Below are 19,945 nucleotides of genomic sequence, written 5' to 3'. Positions count from 1 at the left end.
GTTCTGAGCTTAGCGAACGCCAAACGTTTAGCACGGAAGCAGCAATAAAATCAATTGAGCACTAGCTCAAGACTAAAAGGAGAAACACAATGGCAATCTCAAAAGAGAAAAAAACTGAAATCATCAAGCAATACGCGCGTACTGAAGGCGACACTGGTTCACCAGAAGTTCAAATCGCTGTTTTGACTTGGGAAATTAACCACCTTAACGATCACATCCAAAACCATAAAAAAGACCACGCGACTTACCGTGGTTTGATGAAAAAAATCGGTCACCGTCGTAACTTGTTGGCGTACTTGCGTCAAAAAGATATTCCACGTTACCGCGAATTGATCTCATCACTTGGTCTTCGTCGTTAATCATCAGAAAAATCCTAACTTGCTTGGGATTTTTTTGTTACCACAAGATTGTGACGCTGAAAGCCTCCTAAAAATATGATAAAATAGGACTAGTTGAAACAAAAAAACGGGATAGCTATCATCACCACTAGTTACCCCCAAAAAGGAGCAGTCGTGGGTCAAATACAAATTACAAATATGCGTTTTTACACGCACAATGGCGTTTTTGCAGAAGAAAAGACGTTAGGTCAACAAATTTCAGTCGATGTTGCAGTCGATTATGACATCGAGCATCAGGTCAAGGACGACGACCTCACCACGACAATCTCCTATGCGGACGTTTACGACGTCATCCGAGATTATGTGACGCAACATGATTTTAACCTCATGGAATCAGTGGCCAATGGTGCATTAACAGCATTACTGACTGCTTTTCCTATGGCCGAAAAAATTCGACTCTCAGTCAAAAAATATTCGGTTCCGATTGCGGGTGTCTTTGATGATATTATCATCACTGTGGAGGGCAGCCATGCCTAAGGTTTATTTGAGTATCGGGACAAATCTTGGGGATCGACACGCTAATTTACAGACTGCAGTTGATAAATTAACCGAGCTATATCCTGTGTTAGGTGTATCCAAGATTTATGAGACACAGCCGGTCGGTGAGGTGGTTCAGGACGATTTTTATAATATTGCTCTAGCTCTAGATGTCCCCGAGTCTTTAAAGCCTGAGGCTTTATTAACACAGACCCAGCAAATCGAAAAAGAGATGAAAAGAGTCAAGACCATTCACTGGGGACCAAGGACGATTGATCTGGATATTTTACTTTTCGGTGAGCTCAGCATGGTGAGTGAGCAACTCACCATTCCACATGCTGAAATGGCCAATCGTCGCTTTGTCTTGCAACCTTTGCTTGAAGTGGCTGAACGTATTTCAGATGTCACGGTGGTCAAACAAACGCAGGCATTACTAGACAAGACTGCTGACCAAAACTGGGTACAGCCAACACCTTATGACATCACCTACTAGCCTGAACCAATGGCTTAGATTAGAAAGTAATTCATGAAAAAATTTTCTCAGGAACATCAAGAAACTCTTGAAACAGGTACAAAAAATCTGCTACAAGCGATTGGGGATGACCCTAACCGCGATGGCTTGCTCGAAACACCTAAACGGGTGGCTAAGGCCTATGCTGAAATCTTTTCGGCAACTGGCGAGACGCAGTTTGATAATTATAAACTCTTTCCGACAGATCAGGATTCAGATATGGTCATCGTAGCAGATATTCCTTTTTATGCCATGTGTGAGCACCATTTGCTACCGTTTTTTGGAACAGTCACCGTTGGGTACGTTCCCGATGGCGAAATTATTGGCTTGAGTAAGATTCCGCGTTTAGTCGATTGGGCAGCGCGTAGACCTAGCGTCCAAGAAAACCTGACAGCCTTGATTTGCTCAGAGATGCAACGCATTGTGCATCCTAAAGGTGTGGCTGTTCACGTTCAGTCTCGGCATATGTGTATGGAAATGCGCGGGATTAATCGTCCAGGCACTTATACGACAACTAGTCTTTATAAAGGTCTACTGAAAACAGATGCCTTTTTACGCCAAGAATTTATGATGAAAGTGAGTGGCAAATGACCTTACCATCTCGGATTGTCTTTGCGTCTAACAACACGGCTAAGACCGCTGATGTTGCCAAGTTTTTCAAACTCTATGGCATTGAACTGGTTAATTATCGTGAGCTGATACCGGCCCAAGATTTCCCACCAGAGTCAACTGATGATCAAGCCCTCAACGCACGGATTAAGGCTCAATTTATCCATACCTTGCTCCCGACGGAATATGTCTTAGCGGACGACTCGGGCATGTTTTTGCGTGCCTTTCCAGAGCGATTTGGTTTGACGACTGCTCGGGAGTTTAAAGCCTTAGGGCTAGCGACAGTTGCGGCAGAAAATCAGTATGTTCAAGATTTATACGCTACAAGGGATGATCATACGGCCTACATGGCAGCAATTTTCGTCCTCATTACTCCAGATCAGCAAACCTTGACTGTTGAAGGCCGCGGTGGCGTTGCTGTCTCGCCTGAAAGTCGGGGCCAATTTGGCAAAGGTTTAGATACGATCTTCTTGATAGAGACAGGTAAAACGATTGCCGAGTTGACCGTAGCTGAACAGCTTAATTATCACCATCGAGGTCGCGCCACCAAACGCCTACTTGCCAAACTACAGGATGAAGATATTATTTGGCAGGCCAATGGTCATGACTTGACGCAAGAGACTGGTATCATTTATGGTGTCTTGAATGTCAGTCCCGAGTCTTTCTATAATGGTGAACACGTTGGAGGCGTTACAGTATCAATAGCGCAGGCGACGCAACAGTTAGCTGATGGGGCTGATGTGGTTGAGGTTGGTGGTCAGACGACACGGCCAGGCTTTGTTCCGCTCACACCAGAAGCAGAGATTGAACGAATCGTTCCAGTGATTCAAGGCATCAAAAAAGTGCACCCCTATGCCGTGGTGGCTGTCGATACTTATAAGTATGAGGTCATGGTCGCAGCCATAGAGGCTGGCGCTGATATTATCAATGACGTCAATGGTTTTACAGATGATCCAAGGAAGTTGTCTTTAATGGCAGCAACGAATGTCGGGTTATTAACCATGTTTAACCCGAGGGATCAAGAGCTGTCAGTGGATATCGCGGCAGACATGGTGGCTTGGTTTAGAGAAAATTTGGCAAGCCTTGAAGCAGCTGGGATTCAGCGAGAACGCATCGCGCTAGATCCAGGTGTGGGCTACTCGAAAAATTCTGATGTTTATCAAGATCTAGCCATGATGCAAGCTGTTGCTAGTTTAACAACTTTTAAGCGTCCAGTTATGACAGCAGTTTCTAATAAAGGCTGGGCGAAATTCCTATTTGATTTACCAAAAGACGAGAGATCTGATTTATCGCTAGTTGCCGCGACAGAGATGTACCGCTTAGGCGCTAAAGTCTTGCGGGTTCACGATGTTAAATCCGCCCGTCAAATGACAAGTTTTGTTGAGCTATTAAAAAACGCACATTAAGCCGAAATAGGCTCGATGCGCGTTTTTTTATCGAAATAGACCAGCCCACCAGGTGCTACCGGCAGTGTTAAGTAACTCTCGCCAATGGGGGATTTTCTGGAAGATTTGATTCAATGCTTTTAATAACGTTGTTGCTTCAGCACTAACAGAAAGATGATCAAATGCAATTTTCGTGACGATTTCTTGATACATTTTTGATAAGTCGCCCCCTGAGTGATCATCAGGTAGATTGACTGCATGTTTTTCGATGATTTTTTGAAGTTCAGGGAAAGGTTTGACTGCTGTGTATAGCTCTGAAACTAGCGTTTGAATTGCTGCTTTATCCATCGTGGTATTCTCCTATTTTTTATTTCAGTGTCCAACCACCATCAATTTTAACGATTTCACCGTGCATATAACTTGCCTTGCCTGAAGCCAGAAAAGCTGTCAGGTCAGCAACTTCAGAAGGTTGTGCCCATCGACCAATCGGTGTTTCACTTGCCACCCAATCCGCCATCTGACCATTATCGACTTCAAAATCTTGTTTGGTCATGCCAGTTTGAACGGCACCTGGTGCAATGCCGAAAATCTGTAGGCCTGTCCGTGCATAATCGAGGGCCAGTTGCTTGGTAAACCCAGCCAAGGCGTGCTTGCTTGTCGTATAAGCGGCACCTCCGCCGCCAGCGACAAAACTAGCGATTGAACACATGGTGATGATGATACCAGATTTTTGAGCGATCATCTGCGGTAAAAAGTGGCGCGTGAGCTTGATCACAGGCGTGAGATTAGTAGCCCAGAGTTGGCGAAAGTCTTCATCAGAAGTTTCAAGCAAAGGCTTGTAGTCGTCTAAAATACCTGCGGTATGGCAAATCACATCAAAGGTTTGTGGCAGTTGTGCGAGTAAATCAGTTAAGTCTCCTGTTAAATCTGCCTTGAAAAAGAAAAAATTGGGATGACTAAATGCTTGTGGTGTTTGCTTATCAACCCCGTATACCTTGTCGCCACTTTCTAAAAAGCATTTGGCCTGAGCCAGACCGATGCCAGAGGCACAGCCAGTCACCAAAATTTTTCGGGGTGTATCTTGTCGGTTTTGAGTCATTAAATTTTACCTCATTTGGCTACGAAAAAACACCTCATCAACTCTAACAGTAACATGATGTGTTAAACTGTCGCTAGAGGTGTTTGCATGCAAGTTTAGGACGAAGGAAAAGATCAGTCAACAACCTGCCAGTCGTTAGCAAGGACATCACAGGGCGTTGGACTCCACATAGAGTAGCCTTCGCCTTCTCCTGAGACGTTTATCAAAAAATAAGGCGTAACATCCAACTTCTGACCATCTGCTAATTGGATGGTGTCATAGAGTTTGACGAAATTTTCAGCGCCACCCCAGCCTTGAGTTCGAACGGCTTTTCCGCCGTTTTTGAGGATTGGTAATATTTGTTCAAAATTCATGTCTACATTATACCAAAATTTTGGTATAATGTAGACACTACTAACTTATAATATTAGTAATATTAGTGAAGTGAGATGATTATGATTAATTTATACTTGTCACCTAGTTGTACGTCTTGTCGTAAGGCACGCGCGTGGCTTGATAGTTACGGGGTGGCTTATGAAGAACACAATATATTAACGCAACCGATGACATCTGATGATCTGAAAGCTATTTTGTCTAAAACAGAGAATGGCACAGAAGATATTATCTCGACTCGAAGTAAAGTCTTCCAAAAACTAAATGTTGATGTAGATGATTTAACCATTAATCAGCTCCTTGTCCTCATTTCAGAGCATCCGAGTCTCTTACGCAGACCCATTATTATGGATGATAAGCGGATGCAAATTGGCTTTAACGAAGATGAAATTCGTGCTTTTTTACCGCGCTCTTATCGCCAGGCCGAATTAAGAGATGTCATGAGTTCAGGAGCTTAATATATGTCAGCTAATAACAGCTATCAATACCCCTTAGATTTGACATGGACAGGTGAGGAAATGGCTGCAGTCATCTCTTTTTTTAATCAAGTCGAGGATTTTTATGAATCTAAAGTATCGCGTGAGGCATTTTTAATAGCTTATCGTCAGTTTAAAGAGGTTGTGCCATCTAAAATGGCAGAAAAACAACTGGATCGGGAGTTTGAAAAAGCCTCAGGCTATTCAAGCTATCGTGCCCTTCAGGAGGTGACCAAAAGTGAGCGCCAATTTGTTAAACACCAAGCTTGAGTTTGCTAAAACGGTCGTCCAAAAAGCAGGTGTGTTTATCAAACAACATCTGTCAGATGACCTTGAAATTTCTGAAAAAACGCATTTCGATGACTTAGTGACCAATGTCGATCGAGAAGTCCAAGATCAGATCTTGACACAAATCCAGTCAACATTTCCCGGAGACTCTGTTTTAGCGGAAGAAAATGACGTGCGACATGATATTTCTGACGGTAATGTCTGGGTGCTAGATCCAATTGATGGGACAACGAATTTCATCGTCCAAAGAGATAATTTTGCGGTTATGCTGGCTTATTATGAAGACGGTGTGGGTAAAATTGGTGTCATTTTGGATGTCATGAATGACAATCTTTACTGGGGTGACGGCACAAGCGCTTATAAAAATGAGACGCAGATTCACTTGACGGTCAAACCTTTGCGCCAAAGTCTTATCGGTGTCAATACCTATATGTACCGGACTAATGCGGGTGGCTTGTTAGACTTGAGTCATGAAAGCTTGGGTGTGCGGGCGATTGGTAGCGCGGGTATCGAGTATGTGAATATCTTAGATGGCAAGATCTGGGGATACTTCAGCAATCTATCTCCTTGGGATTATGCGGCTGGTGCGGTCTTGATTGCACCTTTTGGGTATGTCACGCAGCAGATTGATGGCAGCCCCCTTGCTTTTGAGGGACGTCAGATGATGATGTCTGTTCCTAGCGATCAGTTAGACAAAATCAAGGCTTATCTTAAATAAGTTCAAACCATAGTGATAACGTTAGCTTAGTCTAGCGTTTTTTGGCTTTGTCCGTGTTTTAAACATGAAAATAAGAAATATGATATAATTTTGTATAAGATAAAATGTGAAAGTGAAATGATGGATAAAATAATAGTAAACGGTGGTCACACACGATTAACAGGTCAAATCGAAATTGAAGGCGCTAAAAACGCTGTATTGCCACTTTTAGCGGCGACAATTTTGCCTTCTGAAGGAGAAACGGTGCTTAATAACGTGCCGATTCTTAGCGATGTTTACACGATGAATGCCGTGGTGAAACATCTGAATATCCCATTGGTTTTCGACGAAAATGAGAAACGCGTCGTGACACAAGCTGCGACAGATATCGCGATTGAAGCACCTTACGAGTATGTTAGCCAAATGCGTGCGTCTATCGTTGTATTAGGGCCGATTCTTGCTCGAAATGGTCATGCCCGGGTTTCTATGCCAGGTGGTTGTACCATTGGCTCACGCCCGATTGATTTGCACATTCGTGGTTTGCAAGCCATGGGTGCAGAAATTACACAAAACGGTGGCTTTATTGAAGCAAAAGCAGATGAGCTCCATGGCGCGCATTTTTATATGGATTTCCCATCAGTCGGTGCAACGCAAAATATTATGATGGCAGCGACCCTTGCCAAAGGGACGATGATTTTGGAAAACGCTGCGCGTGAACCTGAAATCGTTGACCTTGCCAATTTACTTAACAAAATGGGTGCTAATGTCAAAGGTGCAGGAACTGATACGATCATCATTAAAGGTGTTACACAGATGCATGGCGCACAACATAATGTCGTGCAAGACCGTATCGAAGCAGGAACGTTCATGGTCGCAGCAGCCATTACCCAAGGCAATGTCTTAATTTTGGATGCTGTTCGTGAACATAACCGGCCTTTGCTTTCAAAACTTTCAGAAATGGGCGTGGATATTATCCAAGAAGAGGATGGGATTCGAATTATCGGTCCTAAAACCCTGAAACCTGTAACCGTTAAAACTTTACCACATCCAGGTTTCCCAACGGATATGCAGGCGCAAATGACAGTAGCTCAGGCCATTGCTGAGGGTGAGTCAATCATGATCGAAACGGTTTTTGAAAATCGTTTTCAACACCTAGAAGAAATGCGTCGGATGGGGCTTTTTGTCGACATTTCGAGAAATACAGCTTTAATTCAAGGTGGTAGCAGCCTGTCTGGTGCTGAAGTACGTTCAACAGACTTACGTGCTAGTGCTGCGCTTATTTTGTTAGGCATGGTAGCTGAAGGGACGACAACGGTTGGTAACTTACAACATTTAGACCGCGGGTATTATCAATTCCATGAAAAATTAGCCAGTCTAGGTGCGGATATCAAACGGATCAACTATAAGGAGACTGCCTATGTTTAAGCGGACCGTTAAATTTTTGGGACTGCGCATTTCATTGATCTTGCTCGTCGTTATTTTAGTGATTTTGGCGATTGTGTTAGGTCTCATGCTAGGTTATGGGGGACTTGGTGGTAAAAATCCAACCGACATCTTCAAACCAAGTGTTTGGCACGACTTTATCACTAAATTGAGTGGAAAATAACGGAAATCATCAAAAACGTCTAAAAATAGCGAAATGACGGGGATGATTCTTGATTTTTAAGCCTGATTATGCTAAAATGAACAAGTTGAAATAAAATAGATTATAAATTTAGGAGAAATACAAATGACTGCAAGTTTTGAAAAAACTGGTGTAAATAACGGGACTTTGACTTTCACAATTGGTCAAGACACAATCGCTAAAGGCCTTAACATTGCATTTGACAAAGTTAAAAAGAACCTTAACGTACCTGGTTTCCGTAAAGGTAAAGTATCACGTACTGTTTTCAACAAAATGTATGGTGAAGAAGCACTTTACGAAGAAGCTTTGAACGCTGTATTGCCTGAAAGCTATGAAGCAGCTGTTGCTGAAAGTGGTATTGATCCAGTTGCACAACCAAAAATTGATATCAAATCAATGAACAAAGGTGAAGACTGGGAAATCACAGCTGACGTTATCGTAAAACCAGAAGTAAAACTTGGTGACTACAAAAACCTTGAAGTCTCAGTTGATGTTGAAAAAGACGTAACAGATGCTGATGTTGATGCTAAAATCGAAGCAGCTCAAAAAAATCTTGCTGAATTAGTAATCAAAGAAGACGCTGCTGAAAACGGCGACACTGTTGTTATTGACTTCGAAGGTAAAGTTGACGGCGTTGCTTTTGATGGTGGTACTGCACAAAACCACAGCCTTGAATTAGGTTCAGGTTCATTCATCCCTGGTTATGAAGAACAATTGGTTGGTCACAAAGCTGGTGAAACTGTTGAAGTAACAGTAACATTCCCAGAAGATTACCAAGCTGAAGATTTAGCTGGTAAAGAAGCTGTCTTCACAACAACTATCCATGAAGTGAAAGCAAAAGAAGTGCCTGAACTTGACGATGAATTAGCAAAAGATATCGACGAAGAAGTTGAAACTTTGGCTGAACTCAAAGCAAAATACAAAGCACAATTGACTGAAGAAAAAGAAGCGCAATACACTGATGCTGTTGAAACTGCTGCGATTGAAGCTGCAGTTGCTAACGCTGAAATCGTTGAATTGCCAGGCGAAATGGTTCACGATGAAGTTCACCGTGCCATGAATGAGTTCCTTGGTAACATGCAACAACAAGGTATCTCAGCTGACATGTACTACCAATTGACTGGTACATCAGAAGAACAACTTCACACACAATTTGAAGGCGATGCTGACAAACGCGTTCGCACAAACTTGGTGATCGAAGCTGTTGCAGCTGCTGAAAACTTTGAAACAACTCAAGACGAGATTGATACTGAAGTTGCTGAATTGGCTGAAACTTACAACATGCCTAAAGAGCAAGTTGAAAAACTCTTGCCAGCTGACATGCTCAAACATGACATCGCAGCTAAAAAAGCAGTTGAAGTCATCACATCTACTGCAGTTGTGAAATAAGTCTTAGACTGATTAAAACGAGCCTTCGCGCTCGTTTTTTTTTGTACACATTTTCTTATATCCCAAAAAATTGTAAATCCTACAAGATAAGGTTACAATGGTTTCAGGATAAAAAGAAAGGGCTTACCATGACAAAAGAAAAGACAAGTTTATCTACTAGAAAGGCGTTTGAGGAGCAGCTGGCATTACCAGCTGACTTTCTATGGGGAGGTGCCATCTCAGCCAATCAGTCTGAAGGTGCTTATCGAGCAGACGGAAAAGGCTTATCAACGGTCGATGTCATCCCGCACGGTTCTAATCGCCTCAAAGTCAAGTTAGGCCTAGAAGAAAATCTAGCACTAGATCCTGAGGCTTACTATCCCAGTCATGAGGCCATTGATTTTTACCATACTTACAAATCAGACATTAAACTTATGGCAGAAATGGACTTTAAAGTCTTCAGAACATCCATCGCCTGGACACGCATCTTTCCTAAGGGTGATGAAGCAGCGCCAAACCAAAAAGGACTAGAATTTTACCGATCTGTCTTTGAAGAATGTCGCAAGTATGACATAGAACCCTTAGTGACACTTTGCCATTTTGATACTCCCATGCACTTGGTTGACACGATAGGCTCATGGGGTAGTCGTGAGATGATCAACCACTTCGTCAATTATGCTAAAACATGTTTTGAGGCTTTTGATGGGCTAGTCAAGTATTGGCTGACCTTTAACGAAATTAATATTTTACTCCACAGTCCATTTTCAGTCGCAGGCTTGGTGTTCAAGCCAGGTGAAAATCATGACTTGGTTAAATATCAAGCGGCACATCATGTCTTAGTTGCAAGCAGTCTCGCGACGAAACTTGCCCATGAGATTAATCCAGAAAATCAAATTGGCTGTATGTTAGCAGGTGGGGATTTTTATCCTGAAACTTGCCGACCAGATGATGTTTGGGCAGCTTTAAATAAAGATCGTGAAAACTTATTTTTCATCGATGTGCAGGTTCGTGGCTACTATCCAAGGTATACCAAGCGTCTCTTTCGTGAAAAAAAGATTGACTTGAAAACTGAAGCGGCTGACTTTGAGATATTGAAGCATACCGTTGATTTCGTGTCCTTTAGCTATTACGCTTCACGTTGTGCCAGTCATCAGATGACACAGTCAAGTGAAGCGAATGTTGTCAAGTCATTGCCAAATCCTTATTTGCAAAAAAGTGAATGGGGCTGGGCGATTGATCCTCTAGGACTTAGAATTACGATGAATACCCTATATGACCGTTACCAAAAGCCTTTATTCTTAGTTGAAAATGGTTTAGGCGCGAAGGATACGGTTGATAAAGATGGGCAAGTTCAGGATGATTATCGCATTGCCTACTTGCGTGATCATATTAAAGCGATGAAAGAAGCTATTGCAGATGGTGTTGAGTTGCTTGGTTATACGACTTGGTCAGCGATTGATTTGGTATCAGCCTCTACTGGTGAAATGAGCAAACGCTATGGTTTCATTTACGTAGACAAGGATGATACCAATCAAGGCACACTGAAACGAATTAAGAAAAAATCCTTCGCTTGGTACAAGCAAGTCATCGCTAGTCATGGGGAAGATTTGGATTAAAGCAAGAGATCTGAGAATAGAAATAGAAGCACAAACCGGTTGTGATGGTTTGTGCTTCTATTTTATTTGTTCATAGTATTATTTTTCTCGATTGTCGCTGTAATAGCGTCAATTACTGTGGCAACAAAGTTATTTTTTTCCAAACTCACAACGCCAGCAACGGTTGTACCACCGGGACTTGAGACATTGTCAACCAAGGTCCAAGGGTTTTCGTCAGATTTAAGGATCATTTCAGCACTGGCGAGGACAGTTTCAGCGACGATTTTGGTGCTGACATCTTTTGGCATACCATGTAGGACACCAGCACGACTAATGGCGTCAATAAACATATAGATGTAGGCAGGTGAGCTACCAGCTAGGGCTGTGAAAGTCCCGAAGTCTTTTTCTGCCAGTTCATGGACGCTGCCGACGCTTTCAAAGATCGCTTTGACAGTGTTGAAAACATCGTCTGAAACATAGGCATTTCTGACAATACCAGTGGTTGATTTTTGAATGGTCGCGTTGATATTGGGCATAATTCTGACGATAGGTTGCGTGTCAGTTGTCATGGCGCTGAGGTCAGCTAGCGTGATACCTGCTGCGATAGAGACAATAGGTTTCTCGGTCTTGTGTTCAGTTAAAATATCTACAACAACATAAGGCTTGACTGCTAGGACGATGATGTCTGAGGCTTGAATCAGGTCAGCATGACTGGGTGCTGCATTAACGCCAAGTGCTTGGGCAGTTTTCTGGGTCTCCTCAATATTGCGGCCAGAGATGTGAACGCTGAATTTGTCTTTATTTAGGCCTTTAATAATCGCTGATGCCATTTTCCCTGCGCCGATAAAACCAATATTTGTCATGAGTAGCTCCTTATGTCTTTTCGTTTATTTGTTTCATTTTACCACAAATCTGATTCCTGTCGGGATATAGTTTTTGGAAAAAATGAAAAGTGAGGGGTGTTTAGTATCTTAAACAGGTATAAAAAGGGGTTGGAACCGCATCATTTAAGACAAAATTAAAGTTTATTGGTATAATAGCTTTAAGGATTTTGTTATTTTGGCGACTTTGCGTCATCAAAACGAAAAACATAGAAAAGCATAGAGGTTCTGCCTATTAAAGCAGTCGTCTTATTAGCTTATGAAGGAGTAATATCAAAATGAACAAATACGCCATTATTTTAGCTGCCGGAAAAGGGACGCGGATGAAATCCGATCGACCAAAGGTTCTACATGAAGTTGCTGGGAAAACAATGCTCGCGCACGTAGTTTCAGCGACGAGTGCTGTTGCACCTGAAAAAACGATTGCCATTGTTGGTCATGGGGCGGCAGATGTCTTGGGTACTTTGCCTGAACATGTCGCTTATGTCAAACAAGAGGAACAGTTAGGAACTGGTCATGCGGTTAAAATCGCAGAGCCTTTGCTGAAAAATCTGCATGGTATGACGCTCGTCATCGCAGGTGATACGCCCTTAATCCGTCCTGAAACTTTGGAAGAGTTATTTGCTTATCATCAAGCTGAGAAAGCAACAGCGACGATTTTGACAGCCATTGCGGAAGATCCGACTGGTTATGGTCGGATTATCAGAGAAGATGGTCATGTGGCTAAAATTGTTGAGCAAAAAGATGCCAACGACTTTGAAAAATCTGTTCAGGAAATCAATACTGGAACCTATATCTTTGATAATCGTGCACTTTTTGAAGCCCTAAGCAATATCACAACAGATAATGCGCAAGGTGAGTATTATTTGACAGATGTCATTGAAATTTTCAAAGATGATGCTAAAAAAGTTTCAGCTTTTGTTCTGGATGATTTTAATGAATCTATCGGGGTCAATGATCGTGTGGCATTGTCACAGGCTGAAAAAATCATGCGTGATCGGATTAATACCAAGCACATGCTAAATGGTGTGACCTTGATTGATCCAGAAACGACGTATATTGATGCAGATGTCAAGATCGGTGAAGATTCAGTCATTGAGCCTAATGTTGTGATTAAGGGTCAAACGGTCATTAGTAAGGGCGTACATATCACTTCAGGTAGCCGGATTGAAAGTTCTAGATTACATCACAATACAGAAGTGCGTAACTCAACAATTGAGTATTCAGTGCTTGAACCAGGCGCTAATGTTGGTCCATACGCTCACTTGCGCCCAGAAACCATTCTGCATGAAAATGTCCATATTGGTAATTTCGTTGAAGTCAAAGCTTCTACACTTGGTGTTGGGACTAAGGCTGGCCATTTGACTTATATCGGTAATGCCATGGTCGGTGAACACGTTAATTTTGGTGCGGGGACCATCACAGTCAATTTCGATGGTGTTAATAAATTTAAGACAGAGATTGAAGACTATGCCTTTATTGGCAGTAACTCGTCTTTGATTGCACCGATTGCTATCGGTAGTAATGCCATTACCACTGCGGGCTCTGTTATCACAGATGATGTTCATGAAGATGAGATGGCTTTTGGACGTGCACGTCAAGTTAATAAAGTTGGACGGGCAAAGCTCATGCCAAGTTATCATGAAAGTTGATGTCCTTAATTTTGAGAGATGTTAAACGAGTTTAATAATGTAAACGGGGAAAATAAAGCCAATAGGGGATAACACAAATGATGAATTTTGAAGATTTCGAAGAAAAAACATTAAGTCGGGAAACTATTTTTAATGGACAGGTAATCAATGTCAAATTGGACACTGTTGCTTTACCAGGGGACTTGGGACTTGCGAAGCGAGAAATCATTTTTCATAATGGAGGCGTTGCTGTATTAGCAATCACCCCAGAGCAAAAAATGATTCTGGTTCGTCAATTTCGCAAAGCTTTGGAAGAAGTTATTTATGAAATTCCTGCAGGCAAACTTGAAAAAGGTGAAAATGCCAATCCAGAAGCGGCCATGTTACGTGAATTAGAAGAAGAAACTGGGATGACGACTAAGTCTGTTAAAAAAATCGCTGAGTTTTATACAGCGCCTGGTTTTTGTAGTGAGAAGATTTACCTTTATAAGGCCGATAATTTAAGAAAAGTCGATCAACCAAGGCCTCATGACGATAATGAAGTTTTGGAACGCCATGAAGTGACTTTGGCTGAAGCAAAAGCACTCATCCATAATGGTGAGATTCAGGATGCCAAAACGATTATGGCTATTCAGTATTGGGAGCTAGAAACGAATGCCTAAACCCTTATTAACAGATGAGATGATTCAGCAGGCGGCACGAGAGAAAGAACGTCTGGAGCGAGAAATCGCACAAGCCAGACAAGATGATACCCAGCTGATCAAACAATTTGCGCCGCAAAAAGCGAAATTGGAAAAGAATTCAGTATATAAAAGCCGCCGCATCGAATCTCAAAAAAGAGAAGAGCGGGGGAAAAAAATCACGAAATATATCGTGATTTTAGTCGTTTTATTGATTATTATCACGGTGATAGTTTTTAAATTTTAACAAAGTTGTCTAATCCTAATAGATAAGATCAAGTCATTAGTTTTGCAGACGAGAAAGTGAGAGAAGATGAAAATAGGCATTATTGCAGCCATGGATGAGGAGTTAAAAATCCTAGCAGAAACGCTGCAACATTCCGAAAAAGCCAGTCATCATGGGTTTATATTTTATACAGGAGTTATCGGACGACATGATGTTGTCTTAGTTAAGTCAGGGATTGGGAAAGTCATGAGCGCGATTGCTGTTAGCTTATTGGTTGACTTATTTGCAGTCGATGGCATCATTAACAGTGGCTCAGCTGGTGGTGTTGGTGAGGGTCTAGCAGTTGGTGATGTTGTAGTAGCAGATAAACTAGCCTATCATGATGTTGATGTGACGGCCTTTGGTTATGCCTTTGGGCAGATGGCGGGGCAGGAACTTTACTATCACAGTAGCGCCTACTTTGTCTCAGAGCTGAAGAAAGCGGCCCCTGAAGCACGGGTTGGTTTGATTACCTCATCTGACTCATTTATCTCGTCTAAAACGCAACAGCTAGCGATTAAAGGGCATTTTCCAGATGTTCTTGCTGTTGAGATGGAAGGGGCATCGATTGCCCAAGCTGCAACAGCACTCGGCAAACCATTTGTTGTGATTCGGAGCCTTTCGGATACAGCGGATGGTCAAGCGGCAGATAGTTTTGACGAATTTATTGTCCAAGCAGGTGAAAAATCTGCTGCGACATTGATCAAAATGTTGGAAACAATGGTGTAAAACATGACAGATAATTTAGTATTACATACCGATCTCTACCAGATCAACATGATGCAAGTCTATTTCGAACAAGGGATTTCTGAACGCAATTCAGTATTCGAAGTTTACTTCCGAGATATGCCTTTTAAGAATGGCTATGCCGTTTTCGCAGGTTTAGAACGTGTCGTAGGCTATTTGCGAGACCTCCATTTCGACGCTGATGATATCGCTTATTTGCGGGAGCTAGGCTACCCTGAAAACTTTTTAGCTTACCTCGCTGACTTACGTTTTACTTGTGACGTGAGATCGGCGCTGGAGGGTGATCTCGTTTTCGCTAACGAGCCGATTCTTCAAGTTGAAGGTCCATTGGCACAGTGCCAGTTGGTCGAAACAGCCATCCTCAACATCGTCAACTTCCAAACCTTGATTGCTACCAAAGCGGCGCGGATCAAGTCGGTGATTGGTGATGAGCCTTTACTTGAGTTCGGTACACGTCGAGCTCAGGAAATGGATGCTGCGATTTGGGGGACGCGTGCTGCTGTGATCGGCGGTGCGGATGCGACCTCTAACGTTCGGGCAGGGAAGCTTTTTGGTATTCCGGTATCAGGCACACATGCCCACTCGCTGGTCCAAGCGTATGGTAATGACTATGATGCTTTTAAAGCTTATGCGACAACGCATCGAGATTGTGTTTTCCTAGTGGATACTTATGACACGCTGAAAATCGGTGTGCCTGCAGCCATTAAAGTCGCAAAAGAAATGGGTGATCAGATTAATTTCCAAGGCGTCCGTATCGACTCTGGTGACATGGCTTATATTTCTAAGAAAGTCCGTGAACAGCTTGATGACGCAGGGTTTACTGAGGCGAGAATCTATGCGTCTAATGACTTAGATGAGAATACCATTCTTAATCTCAAGATGCAGAAGGCTAAAATTGATGTCTGGGGTGTGGGAACAAAGCTCATCACGGCTTATGATCAGCCTGCACTTGGTGCCGTGTATAAAATCGTTGCGATTGAAACGGAGACTGGTGACATGCGTGATACGATTAAGCTCTCAAGTAATGCTGAGAAGGTCTCAACGCCAGGTAAAAAACAAGTCTGGCGGATTCGCAGTTTGGATAAGAACAAATCTGAGGGAGACTATATCACGTTTGCTAATGTCGATCCAAATGCATCAGATGAGATTTTCATGTTCCACCCAACCTACACTTATATTAATAAAAAATTGACCAACTTCACAGCGAGACCTTTGTTGGTTCCTGTCTTTGAAAAAGGTCGGTTGATTTATGATTTGCCAGCATTGCAAGAAATCAAGGCTTATTTTAAAGAGAAGTTAGATGATCTATGGGATGAGTATAAACGTGATTTAAATCCGCAAGATTACCCTGTCGATTTGGCGCAGGATGTCTGGGATAATAAAATGAAACTGATTGACCAAGTGAGAAAGGATGTTTATAAATGACCTTACAAGATGACATTATCGCAACATTAGGGGTAAAACCTGAGATTTCACCAGCAGAGGAAGTGCGACGCTCTGTAGATTTTTTGAAGGATTATCTCAAACAATATCCGTTTTTGAAAAGTCTCGTTTTAGGCATTTCAGGTGGTCAGGATTCGAGCTTGGCTGGTCGTTTGGCACAGCTTGCTATCGAAGAGTTGCGTGCTGAGACAGGTGATGCTGCCTATCAATTCATCGCTGTTCGTTTGCCTTATGGCGTGCAACATGATGAAGATGATGCTCAAAAAGCATTGGCTTTCATCCAACCAGATGTCAGTTTGACGGTCAATATCAAAAGCGCTGTCGACGGTGAAATTGAGGCCTTGACTGAGGCTGGTCTTGACATTACAGACTTTAACAAAGGCAATATTAAGGCACGCCAACGCATGATCACTCAGTATGCCATTGCTGGTGCCCATTCGGGTGCTGTACTTGGGACGGACCATGCAGCTGAAAACATCACAGGCTTCTTCACCAAATTTGGTGATGGTGGTGCGGATATTTTACCGCTTTTCCGCCTCAACAAACGTCAAGGCAAGCAGTTATTAGCTTATCTAGAAGCAGATCCAACGATCTATGAAAAAATCCCAACAGCGGATTTAGAAGATGGCAAACCAGGCTTAGCTGATGAAGTGGCACTAGGTGTGACTTACGATAACATCGACGATTACTTGGAAGGCCGTGAGATTGCTACGGACGCGCGTGCTGTCATCGAGAACTGGTGGCTGAAAACGGAGCATAAACGTCATCTACCAATCACGATATTTGACGATTTCTGGCGCGCATGAGAATCGGCATTTTAGGGGGGAACTTTAATCCGGTTCATCACGCCCACCTCTTCATTGCAGATCAAATCCAGCAACTATTGAACTTGGATGAAGTTCAATTGATGCCTGAAAATGAGCCACCGCACGTTGATACCAAAACGACAATTTCAGCCAAACACCGGGTAGAGATGCTACGACTTGCCTTGCAGGACTATCCCAAGTTGACGCTTAACTTGTCAGAGATTAAGCGGGGTGGCAAGTCTTATACTTACGATACCATGGCGAAACTGACCGCTGAGCATCCTGAAAACGAGTATTTTTTCATCATCGGTGGCGATATGGTGGATTATTTAGAAAAATGGTACAGGATTGATGACCTGATGCAAATGGTACAATTCGTGGCTGTTAGACGTGACCAAACTGTTTTGACTGCGCCGAAATATCCCGTTCAAATGATGGATTTACCCTTGCTGAATATCTCCTCAAGTTATATCCGAGAGAGCTTACAAGCCAATCATCGGCCCAATTTTTTATTGCCAGCTGAGGTGCTGGCCTACATTGATCAAAACGGATTATACCGGTAAGGTCAGGAGAAAATCGACTTGTGCTATCTTAGCGTGAGTCGATTTTTATGACATGAATTATATAAAGTAAATTTATGAGATACGCTTAGAAAAGTGTTATACTATTCTTTGGAGGATTAAAATGACAGAACTAACATCAGAATTTACACAATCTTTATTTGATAACTATCAAAAAAATGCCAAATTTAGTGCAGTGGAAAATGCAGCGACTAAAAATGGCTTGCTCAATGCGCTTGAAAATCGTGCATCACATGCAGCGAATTTGCCTGTTTTCTCAGTTGACTTGACAAATGATCCCGTCAGCAACCAAAAACAATCAGGTCGTTGTTGGATGTTTGCAGCTTTGAACACTTTCCGTCATAAAATTTTGACAGAGTTCAAGTTGGAAAACTTCGAGTTGTCACAAGCTTATACCTTCTTCTGGGACAAATATGAAAAATCAAACTGGTTCCTTGAACAAATCATCGGTACAAGTGATCTTGAAATCGGCGATCGCAAGTTGAAATTCTTGCTTGATGTGCCCCAACAAGATGGCGGACAATGGGACATGGTCGTGGCCTTGTTCCAAAAATATGGTGTCGTGCCAAAAGACATCTATCCTGAGTCTATCTCATCAAGTGCCAGCCGTGAGTTGGATCAATATCTTAACAAAATCTTGCGCCAAGATGCACAAATCTTGCGTGACTTGATCCAAAATGGTGTCGATGTGGCTGCGAAAAAAGCTGAACTCTTGCAAGAAATCTTCAACTATCTTGCCATGACACTTGGCTTGCCACCACAAAAATTTGACTTTGAATACCGGGATAAAGATGACCAATTCCACAAATTCGAAGATATCACACCACAAGCTTTTTACGAAAAATTTGTTGACATCAAGTTGGATGACTACGTGAGTGTGATCAATGCACCAACTGCTGACAAACCTTATAACAAATCTTACACGGTTGAGTTTTTAGGAAATGTCATTGGTGCGCGTGATGTCCGTCACCTGAATGTTGAAATGGACCGTTTCAAAAAATTGGCAATCGCACAAATGCAAGCTGGTGAAACAGTTTGGTTTGGCTGTGATGTTGGTCAAGTTTCCAACCGTCAAGATGGTCTTTTGACCATGGATGCCTATGACTTCTCAGCCATGGATTTGGACTTTACACAAGATAAAGCTAGCCGTTTGGACTACTCTGAGTCATTGATGACGCATGCCATGGTCTTGACTGGTGTTGACTTGGACGCTGCTGGCAATTCCCTTAAATGGAAAGTCGAAAACTCTTGGGGCGAAAAAGTTGGTAAAAAAGGTTACTTCACAGCATCTGATGCTTGGATGGACGAATATACTTACCAAATCGTTGTCAGAAAAGAATTCTTGACTGCTGAAGAGTTGGCTGCCTATGAGGCTGAGCCGGAGGTTCTTCTCCCGTGGGATCCTATGGGCGCTTTGGCTTAAATTTTCTGGCGAACTTCTTCGTTACATCATAGCTCACGTACCTAAGTACGCTTCGCCATGCTGTGCCTCGAATTTCTTGAAAATTTAACCCAAAGTTTGGCTAAATTTCTTGGTGAACCTCTTGGTTACATCATAGCTCACGTACCTAAGTACGTTTCGCCATGCTGTGCCTCGAATTTCTTGAAAATTTAAGCCAAAGTTTGGCTAAATTTTTTGGCGAATTGCTTCGTTACATCGTAGCTCACGTATCTAAGTACGCTTCGTCATGCCGTGCCTCGAATTTCTTGAAAATTTAAGCCAAAGTTGATTCGCTTCGCTATACTCTATAACTTTGAAGAGAGACTTCGTAACTAAATACGTAAGCCTCTCTTTTCCTTGTCTAGCTTTGTAGCTTATAGCCAAAGCTTAGTTGAATTTTCTGGTGAACTGCTAACGGAATTGAAACGAGGCTGAGATAAAAGTTCTCTAAAAAATGGACTGTGACCGATTTTTCGTGTTAATGGAAATTGGTCACAGTCTATTATTGTGTCGTTTTGGATGAATTACCAAGCAAGCAGGATTCGCCATTATAAAAAATACCAATTTCGTA

General features: G+C 42.4%; 23 protein-coding genes and 1 pseudogene. 20 read left to right on the top strand and 4 right to left on the bottom strand.

The window, feature by feature from the left end; genetic code table 11:
* Positions 1 to 89 precede the first annotated feature (89 nt).
* The 5 genes from rpsO to folP all read left to right on the top strand — a co-directional run bounded on the left by rpsO (position 90) and on the right by folP (position 3,401).
* A complete protein-coding gene (gene rpsO, locus LRA01S_RS03160; protein ID WP_061774191.1) occupies positions 90 to 359 on the top strand; it encodes a 30S ribosomal protein S15 in 270 nt (89 codons plus the stop codon).
* Between the two features lie 153 nt (positions 360 to 512).
* Positions 513 to 875, top strand: a complete 363-nt coding sequence (folB, locus tag LRA01S_RS03155; protein WP_082785369.1) for a dihydroneopterin aldolase — start codon at positions 513 to 515, stop codon at positions 873 to 875.
* Complete coding sequence (folK, locus tag LRA01S_RS03150) at positions 868 to 1,368, top strand: 2-amino-4-hydroxy-6-hydroxymethyldihydropteridine diphosphokinase (protein ID WP_061774190.1); 501 nt, start codon at positions 868 to 870, stop codon at positions 1,366 to 1,368. The genes folB and folK overlap by 8 nt, the downstream gene beginning before the upstream one ends.
* A gap of 33 nt (positions 1,369 to 1,401) precedes the next feature.
* On the top strand, positions 1,402 to 1,977 hold the full coding sequence (gene folE, locus LRA01S_RS03145; RefSeq protein WP_061774189.1) for a GTP cyclohydrolase I FolE: 576 nt from the start codon (positions 1,402 to 1,404) through the stop codon (positions 1,975 to 1,977).
* A complete protein-coding gene (folP, locus tag LRA01S_RS10735; protein WP_082785367.1) occupies positions 1,974 to 3,401 on the top strand; it encodes a dihydropteroate synthase in 1,428 nt (475 codons plus the stop codon). Before folE ends, folP begins: the two co-directional genes overlap by 4 nt.
* A gap of 27 nt (positions 3,402 to 3,428) precedes the next feature.
* On the opposite strand, the gene LRA01S_RS03135 is transcribed toward folP, so the two are convergent.
* The 3 genes from LRA01S_RS03135 to LRA01S_RS03125 all read right to left on the bottom strand — a co-directional run bounded on the left by LRA01S_RS03135 (position 3,429) and on the right by LRA01S_RS03125 (position 4,832).
* Positions 3,429 to 3,728: a hypothetical protein gene (locus LRA01S_RS03135; protein ID WP_061774188.1), complete on the bottom strand. Its 300-nt coding sequence runs from the start codon at positions 3,726 to 3,728 to the stop codon at positions 3,429 to 3,431.
* A gap of 19 nt (positions 3,729 to 3,747) precedes the next feature.
* Positions 3,748 to 4,479, bottom strand: a complete 732-nt coding sequence (locus LRA01S_RS03130; RefSeq protein WP_061774187.1) for a 3-oxoacyl-ACP reductase — start codon at positions 4,477 to 4,479, stop codon at positions 3,748 to 3,750.
* Between the two features lie 113 nt (positions 4,480 to 4,592).
* Positions 4,593 to 4,832: a DUF2829 domain-containing protein gene (locus LRA01S_RS03125; RefSeq protein WP_031366417.1), complete on the bottom strand. Its 240-nt coding sequence runs from the start codon at positions 4,830 to 4,832 to the stop codon at positions 4,593 to 4,595.
* 81 nt (positions 4,833 to 4,913) lie between these two features.
* On the opposite strand from LRA01S_RS03125, the gene spxA reads away from it, so the two are divergent.
* The 7 genes from spxA (at position 4,914) to ascB (ending at position 10,920) form a co-directional block, all read left to right on the top strand.
* Entirely contained in the window at positions 4,914 to 5,309 is a 396-nt protein-coding gene (gene spxA, locus LRA01S_RS03120; protein ID WP_003139410.1) for a transcriptional regulator SpxA, read from the top strand.
* Between the two features lie 3 nt (positions 5,310 to 5,312).
* Positions 5,313 to 5,597, top strand: coding sequence for a UPF0223 family protein (locus LRA01S_RS03115; RefSeq protein WP_061774186.1), 285 nt, complete (start codon positions 5,313 to 5,315; stop codon positions 5,595 to 5,597).
* Positions 5,566 to 6,333 (top strand): inositol monophosphatase family protein, encoded by a 768-nt coding sequence (locus LRA01S_RS03110; RefSeq protein ID WP_239519117.1) that lies wholly within the window; start codon positions 5,566 to 5,568, stop codon positions 6,331 to 6,333. The genes LRA01S_RS03115 and LRA01S_RS03110 overlap by 32 nt, the downstream gene beginning before the upstream one ends.
* 120 nt (positions 6,334 to 6,453) lie before the next feature.
* On the top strand, positions 6,454 to 7,737 hold the full coding sequence (gene murA, locus LRA01S_RS03105) for a UDP-N-acetylglucosamine 1-carboxyvinyltransferase (protein WP_061774184.1): 1,284 nt from the start codon (positions 6,454 to 6,456) through the stop codon (positions 7,735 to 7,737).
* Entirely contained in the window at positions 7,730 to 7,918 is a 189-nt protein-coding gene (locus LRA01S_RS03100; protein WP_061774183.1) for a DNA-directed RNA polymerase subunit beta, read from the top strand. The genes murA and LRA01S_RS03100 overlap by 8 nt, the downstream gene beginning before the upstream one ends.
* 123 nt (positions 7,919 to 8,041) lie before the next feature.
* Positions 8,042 to 9,325 carry a trigger factor gene (gene tig / locus LRA01S_RS03095; protein WP_061774182.1) on the top strand — a complete coding sequence of 428 codons (1,284 nt, stop codon included), beginning with the start codon at positions 8,042 to 8,044 and terminating at the stop codon, positions 9,323 to 9,325.
* Between the two features lie 128 nt (positions 9,326 to 9,453).
* The gene (gene ascB, locus LRA01S_RS03090) at positions 9,454 to 10,920 is read left to right on the top strand and encodes a 6-phospho-beta-glucosidase (protein ID WP_061774181.1); all 1,467 of its coding nucleotides are present in this window, start codon (positions 9,454 to 9,456) and stop codon (positions 10,918 to 10,920) included.
* Between the two features lie 62 nt (positions 10,921 to 10,982).
* On the opposite strand, the pseudogene proC reads toward ascB, so the two are convergent.
* A pseudogene (gene proC / locus LRA01S_RS03085) lies at positions 10,983 to 11,765 on the bottom strand (pyrroline-5-carboxylate reductase); the annotation flags it as partial.
* Between the two features lie 293 nt (positions 11,766 to 12,058).
* On the opposite strand from proC, the gene glmU reads away from it, so the two are divergent.
* The 8 genes from glmU to pepC all read left to right on the top strand — a co-directional run bounded on the left by glmU (position 12,059) and on the right by pepC (position 19,356).
* A complete protein-coding gene (gene glmU, locus LRA01S_RS03080) occupies positions 12,059 to 13,432 on the top strand; it encodes a bifunctional UDP-N-acetylglucosamine diphosphorylase/glucosamine-1-phosphate N-acetyltransferase GlmU (protein WP_061774179.1) in 1,374 nt (457 codons plus the stop codon).
* A 77-nt stretch (positions 13,433 to 13,509) separates the two neighbouring features.
* Positions 13,510 to 14,073 carry an NUDIX hydrolase gene (locus LRA01S_RS03075; RefSeq protein WP_082785366.1) on the top strand — a complete coding sequence of 188 codons (564 nt, stop codon included), beginning with the start codon at positions 13,510 to 13,512 and terminating at the stop codon, positions 14,071 to 14,073.
* Positions 14,066 to 14,338 (top strand): cell wall synthase accessory phosphoprotein MacP, encoded by a 273-nt coding sequence (gene macP / locus LRA01S_RS03070; RefSeq protein WP_061774178.1) that lies wholly within the window; start codon positions 14,066 to 14,068, stop codon positions 14,336 to 14,338. Before LRA01S_RS03075 ends, macP begins: the two co-directional genes overlap by 8 nt.
* Before the next feature lie 66 nt (positions 14,339 to 14,404).
* Positions 14,405 to 15,085 (top strand): 5'-methylthioadenosine/adenosylhomocysteine nucleosidase, encoded by a 681-nt coding sequence (locus LRA01S_RS10900; protein WP_061774177.1) that lies wholly within the window; start codon positions 14,405 to 14,407, stop codon positions 15,083 to 15,085.
* 3 nt (positions 15,086 to 15,088) lie between these two features.
* The gene (locus LRA01S_RS03060) at positions 15,089 to 16,528 is read left to right on the top strand and encodes a nicotinate phosphoribosyltransferase (RefSeq protein WP_061774176.1); all 1,440 of its coding nucleotides are present in this window, start codon (positions 15,089 to 15,091) and stop codon (positions 16,526 to 16,528) included.
* The gene (nadE, locus tag LRA01S_RS03055) at positions 16,525 to 17,352 is read left to right on the top strand and encodes an NAD(+) synthase (RefSeq protein WP_061774175.1); all 828 of its coding nucleotides are present in this window, start codon (positions 16,525 to 16,527) and stop codon (positions 17,350 to 17,352) included. The genes LRA01S_RS03060 and nadE overlap by 4 nt, the downstream gene beginning before the upstream one ends.
* Positions 17,349 to 17,915: a nicotinate-nucleotide adenylyltransferase gene (locus LRA01S_RS03050; RefSeq protein WP_061774174.1), complete on the top strand. Its 567-nt coding sequence runs from the start codon at positions 17,349 to 17,351 to the stop codon at positions 17,913 to 17,915. The genes nadE and LRA01S_RS03050 overlap by 4 nt, the downstream gene beginning before the upstream one ends.
* Positions 17,916 to 18,036: 121 nt before the next feature.
* Positions 18,037 to 19,356, top strand: a complete 1,320-nt coding sequence (gene pepC / locus LRA01S_RS03045) for an aminopeptidase C (protein ID WP_061774173.1) — start codon at positions 18,037 to 18,039, stop codon at positions 19,354 to 19,356.
* The last annotated feature ends 589 nt before the right edge of the window (positions 19,357 to 19,945 follow it).

It is taken from the genome of Pseudolactococcus raffinolactis NBRC 100932 (assembly GCF_001591765.1).
Taxonomy (GTDB): domain Bacteria; phylum Bacillota; class Bacilli; order Lactobacillales; family Streptococcaceae; genus Pseudolactococcus; species Pseudolactococcus raffinolactis.
Note: the sequence above shows the minus strand (reverse complement) of the source record. Positions and strands in the feature narration are given on the sequence as shown.

Bases quoted from the DNA above. Each gene is read 5' to 3' on its own strand.
- rpsO (WP_061774191.1), top strand. From the start codon at position 90: ATGGCAATCTCAAAAGAGAAAAAAACTGAAATCATCAAGCAATACGCG.
- folK (WP_061774190.1), top strand. From the start codon at position 868: ATGCCTAAGGTTTATTTGAGTATCGGGACAAATCTTGGGGATCGACAC.
- folE (WP_061774189.1), top strand. From the start codon at position 1,402: ATGAAAAAATTTTCTCAGGAACATCAAGAAACTCTTGAAACAGGTACA.
- folP (WP_082785367.1), top strand. From the start codon at position 1,974: ATGACCTTACCATCTCGGATTGTCTTTGCGTCTAACAACACGGCTAAG.
- LRA01S_RS03135 (WP_061774188.1), bottom strand. From the start codon at position 3,728: ATGGATAAAGCAGCAATTCAAACGCTAGTTTCAGAGCTATACACAGCA.
- LRA01S_RS03130 (WP_061774187.1), bottom strand. From the start codon at position 4,479: ATGACTCAAAACCGACAAGATACACCCCGAAAAATTTTGGTGACTGGC.
- LRA01S_RS03125 (WP_031366417.1), bottom strand. From the start codon at position 4,832: ATGAATTTTGAACAAATATTACCAATCCTCAAAAACGGCGGAAAAGCC.
- spxA (WP_003139410.1), top strand. From the start codon at position 4,914: ATGATTAATTTATACTTGTCACCTAGTTGTACGTCTTGTCGTAAGGCA.
- LRA01S_RS03115 (WP_061774186.1), top strand. From the start codon at position 5,313: ATGTCAGCTAATAACAGCTATCAATACCCCTTAGATTTGACATGGACA.
- murA (WP_061774184.1), top strand. From the start codon at position 6,454: ATGGATAAAATAATAGTAAACGGTGGTCACACACGATTAACAGGTCAA.
- LRA01S_RS03100 (WP_061774183.1), top strand. From the start codon at position 7,730: ATGTTTAAGCGGACCGTTAAATTTTTGGGACTGCGCATTTCATTGATC.
- tig (WP_061774182.1), top strand. From the start codon at position 8,042: ATGACTGCAAGTTTTGAAAAAACTGGTGTAAATAACGGGACTTTGACT.
- ascB (WP_061774181.1), top strand. From the start codon at position 9,454: ATGACAAAAGAAAAGACAAGTTTATCTACTAGAAAGGCGTTTGAGGAG.
- glmU (WP_061774179.1), top strand. From the start codon at position 12,059: ATGAACAAATACGCCATTATTTTAGCTGCCGGAAAAGGGACGCGGATG.
- LRA01S_RS03075 (WP_082785366.1), top strand. From the start codon at position 13,510: ATGATGAATTTTGAAGATTTCGAAGAAAAAACATTAAGTCGGGAAACT.
- macP (WP_061774178.1), top strand. From the start codon at position 14,066: ATGCCTAAACCCTTATTAACAGATGAGATGATTCAGCAGGCGGCACGA.
- LRA01S_RS10900 (WP_061774177.1), top strand. From the start codon at position 14,405: ATGAAAATAGGCATTATTGCAGCCATGGATGAGGAGTTAAAAATCCTA.
- LRA01S_RS03060 (WP_061774176.1), top strand. From the start codon at position 15,089: ATGACAGATAATTTAGTATTACATACCGATCTCTACCAGATCAACATG.
- nadE (WP_061774175.1), top strand. From the start codon at position 16,525: ATGACCTTACAAGATGACATTATCGCAACATTAGGGGTAAAACCTGAG.
- LRA01S_RS03050 (WP_061774174.1), top strand. From the start codon at position 17,349: ATGAGAATCGGCATTTTAGGGGGGAACTTTAATCCGGTTCATCACGCC.
- pepC (WP_061774173.1), top strand. From the start codon at position 18,037: ATGACAGAACTAACATCAGAATTTACACAATCTTTATTTGATAACTAT.